The sequence below is a fragment of the Azospirillum picis genome, assembly GCF_017876115.1.
Classification (GTDB): domain Bacteria; phylum Pseudomonadota; class Alphaproteobacteria; order Azospirillales; family Azospirillaceae; genus Azospirillum; species Azospirillum picis.
The window spans coordinates 124,051-136,270 of the sequence record NZ_JAGINO010000006.1 but is presented as its reverse complement, the minus strand read 5'-3'; the positions used below and the strand labels follow the sequence as shown (position 1 = coordinate 136,270).

The 12,220-nt window shown below is 69.8% G+C and carries 12 protein-coding genes; 4 read left to right on the top strand and 8 right to left on the bottom strand.

The genetic code is table 11. The features are described from left to right. Positions 1–134 precede the first annotated feature (134 nt). Positions 135–593: a hypothetical protein gene (locus tag J2850_RS10955; RefSeq protein WP_209981503.1), complete on the bottom strand. Its 459-nt coding sequence runs from the start codon at positions 591–593 to the stop codon at positions 135–137. 130 nt (positions 594–723) lie between these two features. On the opposite strand from J2850_RS10955, the gene J2850_RS10950 reads away from it, so the two are divergent. Both J2850_RS10950 and pssA read left to right on the top strand, forming a co-directional pair. After that, positions 724–1,422, top strand: coding sequence for a phosphatidylserine decarboxylase (locus J2850_RS10950; protein ID WP_246512981.1), 699 nt, complete (start codon positions 724–726; stop codon positions 1,420–1,422). Beyond that, positions 1,419–2,369 (top strand): CDP-diacylglycerol--serine O-phosphatidyltransferase, encoded by a 951-nt coding sequence (pssA, locus tag J2850_RS10945; RefSeq protein ID WP_209981499.1) that lies wholly within the window; start codon positions 1,419–1,421, stop codon positions 2,367–2,369. Before J2850_RS10950 ends, pssA begins: the two co-directional genes overlap by 4 nt. Before the next feature lie 99 nt (positions 2,370–2,468). On the opposite strand, the gene J2850_RS10940 is transcribed toward pssA, so the two are convergent. Beyond that, positions 2,469–2,825: a hypothetical protein gene (locus J2850_RS10940; RefSeq protein WP_209981497.1), complete on the bottom strand. Its 357-nt coding sequence runs from the start codon at positions 2,823–2,825 to the stop codon at positions 2,469–2,471. A gap of 385 nt (positions 2,826–3,210) precedes the next feature. Here J2850_RS10940 and J2850_RS10935 point away from each other — a divergent pair, with 385 nt between their 5' ends. Together J2850_RS10935 and J2850_RS10930 are read left to right on the top strand one after the other, a co-directional pair. Continuing rightward, positions 3,211–3,366 (top strand): DUF3309 family protein, encoded by a 156-nt coding sequence (locus J2850_RS10935; RefSeq protein WP_082860756.1) that lies wholly within the window; start codon positions 3,211–3,213, stop codon positions 3,364–3,366. 485 nt (positions 3,367–3,851) lie between these two features. Next, positions 3,852–4,328 carry a CYTH domain-containing protein gene (locus J2850_RS10930; protein ID WP_209981495.1) on the top strand — a complete coding sequence of 159 codons (477 nt, stop codon included), beginning with the start codon at positions 3,852–3,854 and terminating at the stop codon, positions 4,326–4,328. 79 nt (positions 4,329–4,407) lie between these two features. Here J2850_RS10930 and J2850_RS10925 read toward each other — a convergent pair whose 3' ends face one another. The 6 genes from J2850_RS10925 to queA form a co-directional block, all read right to left on the bottom strand. Further along, positions 4,408–6,813 (bottom strand): HAMP domain-containing methyl-accepting chemotaxis protein, encoded by a 2,406-nt coding sequence (locus J2850_RS10925; protein WP_209981493.1) that lies wholly within the window; start codon positions 6,811–6,813, stop codon positions 4,408–4,410. A gap of 119 nt (positions 6,814–6,932) precedes the next feature. Then, positions 6,933–8,132 (bottom strand): GNAT family N-acetyltransferase, encoded by a 1,200-nt coding sequence (locus tag J2850_RS10920; RefSeq protein WP_343206880.1) that lies wholly within the window; start codon positions 8,130–8,132, stop codon positions 6,933–6,935. A 210-nt stretch (positions 8,133–8,342) separates the two neighbouring features. Then, the gene (queG, locus tag J2850_RS10915; protein WP_307354386.1) at positions 8,343–9,431 is read right to left on the bottom strand and encodes a tRNA epoxyqueuosine(34) reductase QueG; all 1,089 of its coding nucleotides are present in this window, start codon (positions 9,429–9,431) and stop codon (positions 8,343–8,345) included. Further along, entirely contained in the window at positions 9,418–9,882 is a 465-nt protein-coding gene (gene queF / locus J2850_RS10910) for a preQ(1) synthase (protein WP_209981491.1), read from the bottom strand. Before queF ends, queG begins: the two co-directional genes overlap by 14 nt. Continuing rightward, on the bottom strand, positions 9,875–11,170 hold the full coding sequence (gene tgt / locus J2850_RS10905; protein WP_209981490.1) for a tRNA guanosine(34) transglycosylase Tgt: 1,296 nt from the start codon (positions 11,168–11,170) through the stop codon (positions 9,875–9,877). Before tgt ends, queF begins: the two co-directional genes overlap by 8 nt. Further along, on the bottom strand, positions 11,167–12,210 hold the full coding sequence (queA, locus tag J2850_RS10900; RefSeq protein ID WP_209981488.1) for a tRNA preQ1(34) S-adenosylmethionine ribosyltransferase-isomerase QueA: 1,044 nt from the start codon (positions 12,208–12,210) through the stop codon (positions 11,167–11,169). The genes tgt and queA overlap by 4 nt, the downstream gene beginning before the upstream one ends. Between the last annotated feature and the right edge of the window lie 10 nt (positions 12,211–12,220).

The following is a 12,220-nucleotide window of genomic DNA, read 5'->3' as shown; positions in this document are numbered from 1 at the left end:
GATCTGCGTTTCGGTGACGCGAGGCGCTGCCGGTCGCCGAAGCCGGCCTTCAAGCTCCCATTGCGTTCACAAGCCCCGAGCGCCCGGGCGAATCGACCAGTGGCGTTCCCGCGGGCCGACAGGCCGGCCGCGTCCTACAGATAATCCCCCAGCAGCCGCAGGAAGGGCCGTGCCTCCTGCAGCACCAGCATGGTCTGGTGGAACAGGTCCTCGGGCGAGGCGTGGTGTTCCAGCGTGATCTCCGAGAACAGGATGATCTTCTGGCCGCCCTGGACGATGAAGCGGACATGGGGCAGGCCCTCGATGCCGCGCAGCACCGCCAGCAGGGCACGCCGGCGTTCCGGCGCCTGCGCGGTGTAGGGGACGTGGCCGACGTCGGCCCAGATCTGGCAGACGGACCCGTCGCCCTCGTGCCGGACGGCGACGTTGAAGGGCAGGCCGTCGGCCATGAAGGTCAGCTTGCACGGCCTTGGCGCCTTGGCGATGCCGAGCACGCCTTCGGGCGTCATCACGATCGAGCCGGGGGTGATCGGCAGGGTGCCGTCCGGAACCTCGGCCAGCGATTGAATGGTCTTCAGGTCTGGAACGGTCAAGGCGGCATGCTCGGCTGCAGGGGCGACGGGAAGCCAGCATGGCCGTCGGCCGCTAAAATTCTGTAAAGGCCAGGAACGGGCGTCTAGAATGGCTGTTCGCTCTGGTCAGAAAAAACGAAGAAAGCAGGCGATGTCCGCCATCGATACCGTCGTCGTCCCCATCCACCGTGCCGGCTGGCCCTTCATCGCCGGCTTCGCCGTGGTCTCCCTCATTCTCGGCCTCGCCGTCTGGGCACCGCTCGGCTGGATCGGGCTTCTGCTCACCCTGTGGTGCGCCTACTTCTTCCGCGATCCCGACCGCGTGACCCCGACCCGCGCCGGTCTGCTGGTCAGCCCGGCCGACGGGCGTGTCACCATGATCGTGCCGGCGGTTCCGCCCAAGGAGTTGGGCATGGGCGACAAGCCGCTGACGCGGATCAGCGTCTTCCTCAACGTCTTCAACGTCCACGTCAACCGCGTCCCGGCCGACGGCACGATCGTGGCGGCCGAGTACCACAAGGGCACCTTCGTCAACGCCGCCCTGGACAAGGCCAGCGACGAGAACGAGCGGATGGCCTTCCGCCATCGCCTGCCCGACGGGCGGGAGATCGCCTACGTCCAGATCGCCGGGCTGGTGGCGCGGCGCATCCTGTGGTGGGTCAAGCCCGGCCAGCAGGTCAGGGCGGGCGAGCGCTTCGGCCTGATCCGATTCGGCAGCCGTACCGACATCTACCTGCCGGACGGCGTCGCGCCGCTGGTCTGCGTCGGGCAGAGCGCCATCGGCGGCGAGACCGTCCTGGCCGACCTGAACGGTCACGAGCCGCAGCGGCAGGGGGACGTCCGTCGATGAAGCGACCGCCGGTCTTCCGCCAGCCGCTCTTCCGTCAGGGCAAGGTGCGGCGCCCGCGCCGTCCCCACCCGCGCCTGAGCGGTCTGTCGATCAACCATCTGCTGCCGAACGTGCTGACGGTGCTGGCGCTCTGCTCCGGCCTGACGGCGATCCGCTTCGCCATGCAGGACCGGTGGGAGCCGGCGGTCATCGCCATCGTCATCGCCGCCATCCTGGATGCGCTGGACGGCCGGATCGCCCGGCTGCTGAACGGCCAGAGCAAGTTCGGTGCGGAGCTCGACAGCCTGTCGGATGCGATCAGCTTCGGCGTTGCACCGGCCTTCATGATGTACCTGTGGGCCTTGAACGGCGCGGGAAGCCTGGGCTGGATCGCCGCCATGGCCTATGCGGTCTGCTGTGCGCTCCGGCTTGCCCGGTTCAACTCCCGCCTCGGCGTGGTCGACCTGCCGCCATGGGCCTACAACTACTTCACCGGTGTGCCGGCACCGGCCGGGGCGGGGCTTGTGATGCTGCCCCTGATCCTCGGGTTCGAGATCGGGCCGGCCTTCACCGGCCATCCGGCGGTGATCGTGCCCTGGACCCTGCTGATCGGCGTCCTGATGGTCAGCACGCTGCCGACCTTCTCGTTCAAGGGCGCGCGGGTGCCCACCCATTGGGTGGTGCCGGCGCTGGCCGGCGTCGGCCTGCTGGCCGCGCTGATGGTCAGCCAGCCCTGGTGGACCCTGTCGGCGGTCGGCATCGTCTATCTGGTCAGCCTGCCGTTCTCCATCGCCCAGTTCCGCAAGCTTCAACGCGCGGCCGAGCTGATGCGGACGGGGATCGACGAGCCGCCGGCCGAGGATGCGTCCGAGATCATCGAGGAGAGCCCTGCCGAAACCGCGGCGGCGGGTGGCCCGGCCGATCCGGCAGTGCCTGACAGAGGGGACGGGACGCGGACGCCAGGCTGAGCAAAGCAGGCCTCCGGAAAGGCCCGCCCGCCGGGCGGGCCTTTCGCTTCGGGGTCCGGGTCGCGAGCCTTCCGCCGCGCCCTGCGCCGTTGTCCTGATCTACTCGGCCGCGACCAGTGCCGGGAGGGCGGCTGCGAGTCCGGCGGCCGGGAGCTCGGCCGTGGCGACCTGTGCGACCATCGGGATCTGGCCCAGGCAGCGGCCGATATGGTCGGTTTCCGCCTGCGCCAGATCCCCCACCTCCATGGTGATCGTCAGGCTGTCGCCATCGGTCAGGCGGCTGTCCAGCGCCAGCGGCACGAGGCCGCGCTTGGCCACCAGTTCCAGCACACGGGGAAGGGTGCCCGGATCGGCGTCGGCCAGCAGTGAAAAGACCACGCGGCGGCCGGGAGCGGCAGGCCGGCAATCCGGCTGTGCGGCGGGAGCGTGGACGGCGGTGTTCAGGGAAACGGACATGACGCGGTCAAGCCTTCGAACGGTTCTGCGGTGTGGACGAGAGAAATCCCCGGCTCTCAAAGGAGAACCGGGCCACTAATTCGCAGAATTCCGTTGAGACGAAGCGCGTACATACCGTCACCCTACGGCCTTCCGGCAGGCCCGTCAACCATGCCGCCAAGGGCATCGCATATGGCCACGCCGCGCCCTGCCATGCATACCGGCCGGACGCTGGTGCCGCAGCCCGTTACCTTTGGCTTAGCCATTGGAGGGGTGCCGGAATTGCCGCTTCTCTCCATCGTGGCAAGGCCGCGGTGCCTTCGCGCCTCACAGGAACAAAGCCGCCCGACTCTCGTTCCGGTCAGCACCCGTCCAATGCGGCGGGACTGACAGAAGGGAGAAGGACATGCTCGGCACGATTTTGCTCATCATCCTGATTCTGTTGCTGCTCGGCGCCGTTCCGGCTTGGCCGCACAGCCGTGGCTGGGGGTATGGGCCCAGCGGTATCCTCGGCGTTCTGCTGATCGTCCTGATCGTCCTGCTGCTGATGGGCCGCATCTAGGCCCTGTCCGTTCCGCCGTCCCGGCCGGAGGGTAGGCCGGAAGGCGGGACGGGGCGCGTTCCCGTTGGCGAGACGGGCGGCCGAGGGGGGCCGCCCGCGACGCGGGGCCGGCGGACCGCGAACAGCAGCCATCCGACCGGCCCCAGCATCAGGACCATAACCAGCCAGCCGGCACGCGGCCCGAACGGGCAGCGGGATCCCGGCGGCGGGCGCCAGCCGCCGCCCTGGCGCGACAGTGCAACGTGAAGCAGCGGCAGCCCGTAGAGCACGAACAGGATCAGCCACGGGATCGGCCAGGGCGAGCCATCGGCGAGCGGTGCGTTCATCCTGCCAGGATAGCCCGCGACACCGGAAATTGCGACCGATCGCCGCAACATGGCCCGTCCGGCAGTGGGCATGGTTGCAACGCACACAAGGATAGGCGGGTTGAAGCGTTGGTGCCCCTCCGCTAAGGTCCTGGGGCAAGTTGATCCGAGGGCCTAGCCATGGCACTGGAAATCGAGCGCCGCTTCCTCGTCAGCAAGGACGTCCGCCACCTATGCCAGGCCGGGGTCCGCATCCGGCAGGGATATCTGCCGTCCGATGGAAACAGCACGATCCGGGTCCGCATCGCGGATGGTCGCGCCACCCTCACCGTCAAGTCCCTGAAGCGGGGCGCCTGCCGGGACGAGGTCGAACAGCCGCTGGATCTCGATTTCGCCCGCCGCCTGCTGAGCCATGCCTGCGGCGGCCGGGTGATCGACAAGACGCGCTACCGGCATTGGCAGGACGGGTTGTGCTGGGAGATCGACGTCTTTCACGGCGAGAATGCCGGGCTGGTCATCGCCGAGGTTGAGCTCGACCACCCAGACCAGGCGGTGCCGCTTCCGGACTGGCTCGGCGCCGAGGTGACGACGCTGCGGGCCTATGGCAACTCGGCGCTGAGCCGTGCCCCGATCCGGCAGTGGCCGGCCGTGGCATAGCCGACATCCGGGTCCCGCTCCGAACGCCGCCCGCGGACGGACGGGTTCGGAGCCTTCGCGACCTCGGGCGGCCTCCGCATCAGGCGGCGCGAACCTTGTTCAGGAAGCCCTGGACCTCATTGCGCAGACGATCGGCCTGAACGGCGAGCGTGCGGCTGGCGCCCAGCACCGCATCCGCGGCTCCCCCCGTCTTGGTGGCGGCGGTGGTCACTTCGGTGATGTTGCGCATCACCATCTGGGTGCCTTCGGCCGCCTGCTGGACGTTCTGGGCGATCTCGCGCGTGGCGCCGCCCTGCTGTTCCATCTCATGGGCGATCTCGGTGACGGTGCCGCTGATGCTGGTCACCGCCTCGGAGATCGTGCGGATGGCATCGACCGCGCTGGTGGTGGCGGTCTGCATCTCGGCGACCTGGGCGGAGATCTCCTCCGTCGCCTTGGCGGTCTGGCCGGCCAGGTTCTTGACCTCGGTCGCCACGACCGCGAACCCCTTGCCGGCCTCCCCGGCGCGGGCCGCCTCGATGGTGGCGTTCAGCGCCAGCAGGTTGGTCTGCTCGGCGATCTCGCCGATCAGCCCGACCACCTGGCCGATCCGGTCGGCGGCATGCGACAGCCCTTCGACGATGCTGTTGGTCTGCACCGCCTTGTCGGCGGCGCCGGAAGCCGTGGCGGAACTGAGGTTGAGCTGGCGCGAAATCTCGGCGATGGAAGCCGAAAGCTCTTCCGCCGCCGCGGCGACGGTCTGGACGTTGGCGGTCGCCTGCTGCGAGGCGGTTGCGACGGCGGTGGACTTGGCGGTGGTCAGGGCCGCGTCCGAGGACATCTCCTGCGCATCCTGTCCCAGCGAGCCGGCGGATTCGGTCAGCAGTTGCACCACGCCCGACACCGCCTGCTCGAAGCCGTTGGCGAACTCGTTCATGGTCCGGCGCCGGTCGGCGTCGATCTGGACGCGCATGTCCTCGCGCTCGCGTTCCATGCGCCGCATCTCCAGGGCGTTCTCCTTGAAGATGGTCATCGCCTCGGCCATGTTGCGCAGCTCGTCCTTGCGGGTGCCGCCGGGAACGTCCACCGACAGGTCGCCTTCGGCCAGCCGTCCCATGGCGCCGGTCATCGCGTGGAGCGGCTGGGTGATCGAGCGGTCGATGATCCAGGCCATCACGGCGCCGAGCAGCAGGGCGACGGCGGCGCCGACGGCGATGACCATTCCGGCGCTCGACCGCCCGGCCTCGCGATCCTGGCGCTGCAGCGTGACCAGCCGGCCGACCTGATCGCTGACCGAGGTCGCCGCCGCCGTCATGGCGGCGGACGCGTCGTGCTGCTTGCCGACGGCCGCTGAGAGCGCTGCGAATTCGGTTCCGAAAGCGTGGGCGGCGTCGGTGATGGCGGCGATCAGGGCGCGCCCGTCCTGATCCACCAGGATCGCGCCGGCCTTCCCGGCGATGTCGAGGGTTTCCTTCACGGCGGCGGCGACGTTCGCCTGGGCGTCGGGGGAGCCGGTCAGCAGGAAATCGCGCTGGGCCAGCATCGCGGCCTGCGCCCCCTGGACCAGCCGCATCGCCATGCCGCGCAGCATCACCGCCTCGTTCACCTCGCTCTGGGCGAACTTCGACGCCTCGCTCAGGGCGTCGGTCACCATCGCCTGGTTCTGCTGCAGCTCCAGCGCGCGCTCCTGCACGCCACGGGCTGTCATGTCCAGCCCTGCTGCAACGCCCGGCTCGGTCATGGCGGCGACGCCCCTGGCCTTCAGCGCCTGAACGGTGTCACGGTAGATGCGGGTATCGTCGGCGATCTGGGCGGCCAGCGCCTCGTCGTTGGTGCCGGCAAGGTCCTTGGCGACGGTCGCGGTGGTCTCCACCAGTTCGTCCAGCGCGGCTGCGATCTGCCCGGCGAGCTGAGGGTCGCCGCTGCGGCGCAGTTCGCTCTGCTGCCGGCGCATGTCCAGCACCCGCTCGATCACCCGATTGGCACGGTCGGCCGTCTCGACGCTGTGGCGCAGCTCGGCGTCGGCGCCCTTCTGGCTGATCATGTTGAGGTCATGGCGCTCGGACTGCTGCTGGCCGATCTTCTCCGCGATCTCGCGCAGCACGCGGGCGCGGGCTTCCATGCTGGCGGTGCGGGTGTGCGCCTCGCCGTCCTGGGCGACGAAATTGGCGAAGGCCGCGCGGTAGCCGTCGATGCCGGACCGGATCTCGTCCAGCAGCCGCAGCCCTTCGGCATCCGCGATCGCGCTTCCGGTTTCGCGCGTTTCGGTCTGCAGGGCATCCAGCATGCCCGGCACGTTGGCGGCGGCCTTCGCATTGCGCTCGGTGACGAATCGGGCCTCCTCCAGACGGACGGACTTCAGGCGGGCGTCGAGTTCCGCCGTATGGGCGGCGACGTCGACGCGCTCCGCATAGGTGGTCAGGCTGTTCCAGCCGACGAACGCCACGGCAACCGTCAGCAGCAGGACGGTGGCGAAACCCAGCACGATCCGCGTTCCGATCGTCATGGTTGGTGGACTCCCCGATGGCGTCACGCTTTCAGCGGCGCATTCTTTGCGATCATGGGGGTGATTGAACCACACCGGGGTTAACATCCGGTTTGATTCATGTCACGCCGCAGTCCATTTCAGAAGCGATCGGGCATCCAGGCCGCACCACCGCAGAAGAGTCCCTGCAACCGGCAGATCATCGTCTCGTCGCCACGAAGCAAACCCGCTCGCCAAAGCGTACGGGCGCTTGCGTGACCGGTGAACAGACTGGCGAAGGCGCCGATGCCGATCTCGGCCGCGGGTCCGGAACCCTGCGCGTCCCTGAAGATCTTCCCGGCGGACTGCGCAACCTCGAGACGATAATGGCCGCTGTTCTCCGGGATCAGGGGATCCACCAGCCGGAATTCGGCGGAGGTCTCCACGCCGGCCGGATAGCCGCGGGCCTCCAATGCCCGCGTCACGTCGAGCGGACGGGCCAGCCACTCCTCGCGCTTGTCCAGCGTGATGCCGTCGCCGGCCAGCAGTGCGATGGGGTCATCGGGGCCGCCGCACCACGCCACCCGGTCCACCTGGGCACGGAAGCCGGCAAGCAGGCGCATTCCCGCGCGCAACGAAGAGCCCGACGGCAGGCAGGCGTCGGCAACCGTCAGGCGCTGGTCCCGCGGCGGCAGCACGGCGATGTAGCCGGAGTCGTTGCGATAGAGCTCGGCGGGTTCGCCCTCGGGGCACAGGGCGAGCGTCCACAGCGCCTCCGTCCGCTCCGGCAGGCCATTGCCCTCGGCCAGAACGGGGCGGCGAAGGGCGGCCAGCGGCACGGCGTCGAGCGGGTCCGCCATCCGGAACATGGCGGCCGTGGACCGTTCCGCCGGCAGGTCGAGGGCGGCGGGCGGGGCGCTCCACTGGCAGAGAACGCCGCCGCGGCCATAGCCCAGGCGGTTGTAGAAGGGCAGGGTGGCGGGCCAGAGGACGGACAGCGCGGCGCCTGACTGCCGCGCCTCCATCAACAAGGACCGCATCATCATGCTGCCATGGCCGCTGCCGCGCAGAGCCGGGTCGACGGCGACCATGGCGATCGCCTGGACCGGAACCGGACGGCCGCCGAACCACTGGTCCATCGTCCAGTGCGCGGCGCAGGCGGCGATGCCGGCGCTGCTGCCGGGCAGGCGGAGCCGGCGGATGGTGTCGGTGCCGAAAAGCGCCGCATAGCGGTCGAACACCTCGCGCGGCAACCCGAAGCCGAGTCGCGACAGGCGGGCGACGGCGTCGAGATCGTCGGGATGGGCGGGGCCGTAATCGGGGAACGGATCGGGACGCGAGACGAAGGCCCTCCATGCGATCGGCGCCGGGCGGCGCCGGGCGGTGCAGCCGCCGCACAGGCCTGAATTCCAAGGGACGGCGGCCCGTCCACGTCAAGGCGCCTCGGACGGGGAATGCACCCGGAAACCGGACCGTGTCCGTCATGCGCGCATCCGGGGAAGACCATAGCGCAACGGCGTCCGCGGCCACAAGGCGCACCGGCTGGGGCTCCGCTCGGCGGAATCCTTCCCTCAGGCCTCCTTGTCGCCGCTCCGGGCGAGCCGCCCTGCCGCCCACCCCGCCGCCTCGCGGACCACCTCGGCCGCGTCCAGGCGCAGCGCTTCCGCCACCGGGCGCAGCGCGGGGTCGCCGCTGTTGCCGATGGCGACCAGGACGTTGCGCACGAAGCGGTCGCGGCCGATGCGCTTGATGGGGGAGCCGCTGAAGACCTGCCGGAAGCCGGCATCGTCCAGTTGGGCGAGGTCGGCCAACCGCGGCGCCGTCAGCTCCGCCCGCGGCAGGAAGGCCGGCTCGGCCGTCGCCCGGGCGAACTTGTTCCAGGGGCAGGCGGCCAGGCAGTCGTCGCAGCCGTAGATGCGGTTCCCCATCAGCGGCTTGAGCTCGTCGGGGATCGGTCCCTTGTGCTCGATGGTCAGGTAGCTGATGCAGCGCCGGGCGTCGAGCTGGTAGGGCGCCGGAAAGGCGGCGGTGGGGCAGGCGGCCTGGCAGCGGTCGCAGGAGCCGCAGCGGTCACGCGCCGGCGGGTCGGGCGGCAGTTCCAGCGTCGTGTAGATCTCGCCCAGGAACAGCCAGGAGCCGTGCTCGCGCGACACCAGGTTGGTGTGCTTGCCCTGCCAGCCCAGCCCGGCCTGCGCCGCCAGCGGCTTCTCCATCACCGGGGCGGTGTCGACGAACACCTTCACCCCCGCCTTGGTCTGGTGGGCGAGCCATTGGGCCAGCGTCTTCAGCCGGCCCTTGATCAGGTCGTGATAGTCGCGGTTGCGGGCATAGACCGAGACGATGCCGCGGTCGGGATGCTCCAGCAGCCGGCGCGGGTCGTCGGCGGGGGCGTAGCTGGTGCCCAGCGCGATGACCGTGCGCGCCTCGTCCCACAGGGATTGCGGGTGGCTGCGCTGGTCGCTGCGCTCGGCCATCCAGCCCATGTCGCCATGGCGCCCATCGGCGAGGAAGCGGGCGAGCCGCTCGCGGGCTTCGGGGCCCAGCGCGGCGGGAGCGAAGCCCACCGCGTCGAAGCCGGCGGCCAGCGCGCGGTCGCGGATGCCGTCCCGCAGCCTTACGGGATCGGCGGAGGACAGCGGTGACGGTTTAGCCGCGGCCACGGTAGGTCGGCACGTCCTGCGACGGGATCCAGACGCCCTTCGGCGGCTCGCCGGTCTGGAAGAAGACGTCGATCGGGATGCCGCCGCGCGGGTACCAGTAGCCGCCGATGCGCAGCCAGACCGGCGACAGCTCGTCGACCAGCCGCTTGCCGATGCCGACGGTGCAGGCCTCATGGAAGGCGCCGTGGTTGCGGAAGCTGGTCAGGAACAGCTTCAGCGACTTCGATTCCACCAGCCAGTCGCCCGGCACATAGTCGATGACCAGATGGGCGAAATCGGGCTGGCCGGTGATTGGGCAGAGCGAGGTGAATTCGGGCGCGGTGAAGCGCACGCAGTAAGGAGTACCGGGATTCGGATTCGGCACCCGCTCCAGCACCGCCTCCTCCGGGGTCTTCGGCTGGACGGTGGCGCCGCCGAGCTGGGTCAGGCCGGAATAGATGGTCTCAGTCATCGGTCTTGTCCTCCGCCACCCGCTCGGCTGCCTGCGGATCGCTTTCCTTGCCCGTCTTGGGCGGATTGGTGTCAGTGTCCGCCTTCGGCGGATCGCTCTCCTTGCCCGCTTTCGGCGGGCGGCCCTGCTTCGGCGGCTTGCCGGGCTTGGCGATGGGGTCGGCGGTCGCCTCGACGTCGCCCTCGTTCAGGCGGGCTTCCATGGCGCCGGCGACCTCCTCGAACGTGCCGTCCTCGATGGCCTGCCGCATCGTCCGCATCACGTCCTGGTAGTAATGCAGGTTGTGCCAGGTCAGCAGCATCGGCCCCAGCATCTCGTCCGCCTTGAACAGATGATGCAGATAGCCCCGGCTGTAGCTGCGGCAAGCGGGGCAGCCGCAGTCCGCATCGAGCGGGCGCTCGTCATGGGCATGGCGGGCGTTGCGGATGTTGATGGTGCCGCTGCGGACGAAGGCCTGCCCCGTCCGGCCCGACCGGGTCGGCATCACGCAGTCGAACATGTCCACCCCGCGCCGCACCGCACCGATCAGGTCGCTCGGCCGGCCGACGCCCATCAAATAGCGCGGCCGGTCCTTGACCATCAGCGGCTCGGTGAAGTCCAGCACCCGGAACATCGTCTCCTGCCCCTCGCCGACCGCCAGCCCGCCGATGGCGTAGCCGTCGAAGCCGATGTCGGTCAGGGCGGCGACGCTCTCCGCCCGCTGGTCCGGGTAGACGCTGCCCTGGACGATGCCGAACAGGCCGTAGCCCGGCCGTTCGACGAAGGCATCCTTGCTGCGCCGCGCCCAGCGCATCGACAGGCGCATGGAGGATTCGGCCTGGGCCTCGGTCGCCGGGAAGGGGGTGCACTCGTCCAGGCACATGGTGATGTTGCTGTCCAGCATGTGCTGGATCTGGATCGAGCGCTCCGGCGTCAGGTGGTGGCGGCTGCCGTCCAGGTGCGATTTGAAGGTGACGCCCTCCTCCGACATGGTGCGCAGGTCGGACAGGCTCATCACCTGGAAGCCGCCGCTGTCGGTCAGGATCGGCTTGTTCCAGTTCATGAAGCGGTGCAGCCCGCCCAATTGCGCCACACGCTCCGCCGTCGGGCGCAGCATCAGGTGGTAGGTGTTGCCGAGCAGGATTTCCGCCCCGGTGGAGGCCACAGCGTCGGTGGTCATCGCCTTCACCGTCGCCGCGGTGCCGACCGGCATGAAGGCCGGCGTCTCGATGGTGCCGTGGGCGGTGGTGACGCGGCCGCGCCGCGCCCGCCCGTCGGTCGCCAGAAGGTCAAAGCCGATGCCGGTCATGATGGGTCCGTCCTGTGGAGCAGCGAGGCGTCGCCGTAGCTGAAGAAGCGGTAGTTGCCGTCGATGGCGTGGGCATAGGCCGCCCGCATGCGCTCGACGCCGGCGAAGGCGCAGACCAGCATGAACAAGGTCGATTTCGGCAGGTGGAAATTGGTCCACAGCAGGTCGACGATGCGGAAGCGGTAGCCGGGGGTGATGAAGATGTCGGTGTCGCCGCTGAACGGGGCCAGGGTCCCGTCCTCGCGCCCGGCGGTTTCCAGGATGCGCAGCGCGGTCGTGCCGACCGAGACGATGCGGCCGCCGGCCGCGCGCGTCTCGTTCACCGCCGCGGCGGCCTCGGGGGAGATCTCGCCCCACTCGCTGTGCATCTTGTGGTCGGCGATGTCGTCCACCTTGACCGGCAGGAAGGTGCCGGCGCCGACATGCAGCGTCACCGGAACGCGCCGCACGCCCCGCGCATCCAGAGCCGCCAGCAGCTCGGGCGTGAAGTGCAGGCCGGCGGTGGGGGCGGCGACCGCCCCCTCGCGCGCGGCGAAGACCGTCTGGTAGTCGGCGTCGTCGCCCGCATCCGCCTTGCGGCGGATGTAGGGCGGCAGCGGCATGCGGCCGTGGCGGTGGAGCGCCTCCATCAGCGCGGCACCGCCAGCGGAGAAGCGCAGCCGCACCTCCATGCCGTCCTTGGCGATCACCTCGGCGCTGAAATCGCCCTCCGCCGGATCGGTGGCGATGAGGATGATGTCGCCGGGCTTCAGCCGCTTGCCGGGCTTGGAGAAGGTCGCCCATTCGCGCTCGCCGAGCCGCTTGTGCAGCGTGATCTCGACGGCCACTTCGCCGCGCCGGCCGTCGAGCCTCGCGGGAATGACGCGGGTGTCGTTGACGACCATCAGGTCGCCCGGCTGCAGCAGCGCGGGCAGATCGCGGACGATCAGGTCGCGCAGTTGCGCGTCCACCTCGAGCAGGCGGGCGGCGTCACGCGGCCGGACGGGATGCTCGGCGATCCGGTCCGGCGGCAGGTCGAAGTCGAAATCGGCGGTCTTCATGGGAGGCGCA

What these genes read in the sequence shown, in the direction of transcription:
- tgt (WP_209981490.1), bottom strand. Translation starts at nt 11,170, where the DNA reads ATGACCGGCATCGGCTTTGACCTTCTGGCGACCGACGGGCGGGCGCGG.
- queF (WP_209981491.1), bottom strand. Translation starts at nt 9,882, where the DNA reads ATGACTGAGACCATCTATTCCGGCCTGACCCAGCTCGGCGGCGCCACC.
- J2850_RS10940 (WP_209981497.1), bottom strand. Translation starts at nt 2,825, where the DNA reads ATGTCCGTTTCCCTGAACACCGCCGTCCACGCTCCCGCCGCACAGCCG.
- pssA (WP_209981499.1), top strand. Translation starts at nt 1,419, where the DNA reads ATGAAGCGACCGCCGGTCTTCCGCCAGCCGCTCTTCCGTCAGGGCAAG.
- J2850_RS10930 (WP_209981495.1), top strand. Translation starts at nt 3,852, where the DNA reads ATGGCACTGGAAATCGAGCGCCGCTTCCTCGTCAGCAAGGACGTCCGC.
- queA (WP_209981488.1), bottom strand. Translation starts at nt 12,210, where the DNA reads ATGAAGACCGCCGATTTCGACTTCGACCTGCCGCCGGACCGGATCGCC.
- J2850_RS10935 (WP_082860756.1), top strand. Translation starts at nt 3,211, where the DNA reads ATGCTCGGCACGATTTTGCTCATCATCCTGATTCTGTTGCTGCTCGGC.
- J2850_RS10925 (WP_209981493.1), bottom strand. Translation starts at nt 6,813, where the DNA reads ATGACGATCGGAACGCGGATCGTGCTGGGTTTCGCCACCGTCCTGCTG.
- J2850_RS10950 (WP_246512981.1), top strand. Translation starts at nt 724, where the DNA reads ATGTCCGCCATCGATACCGTCGTCGTCCCCATCCACCGTGCCGGCTGG.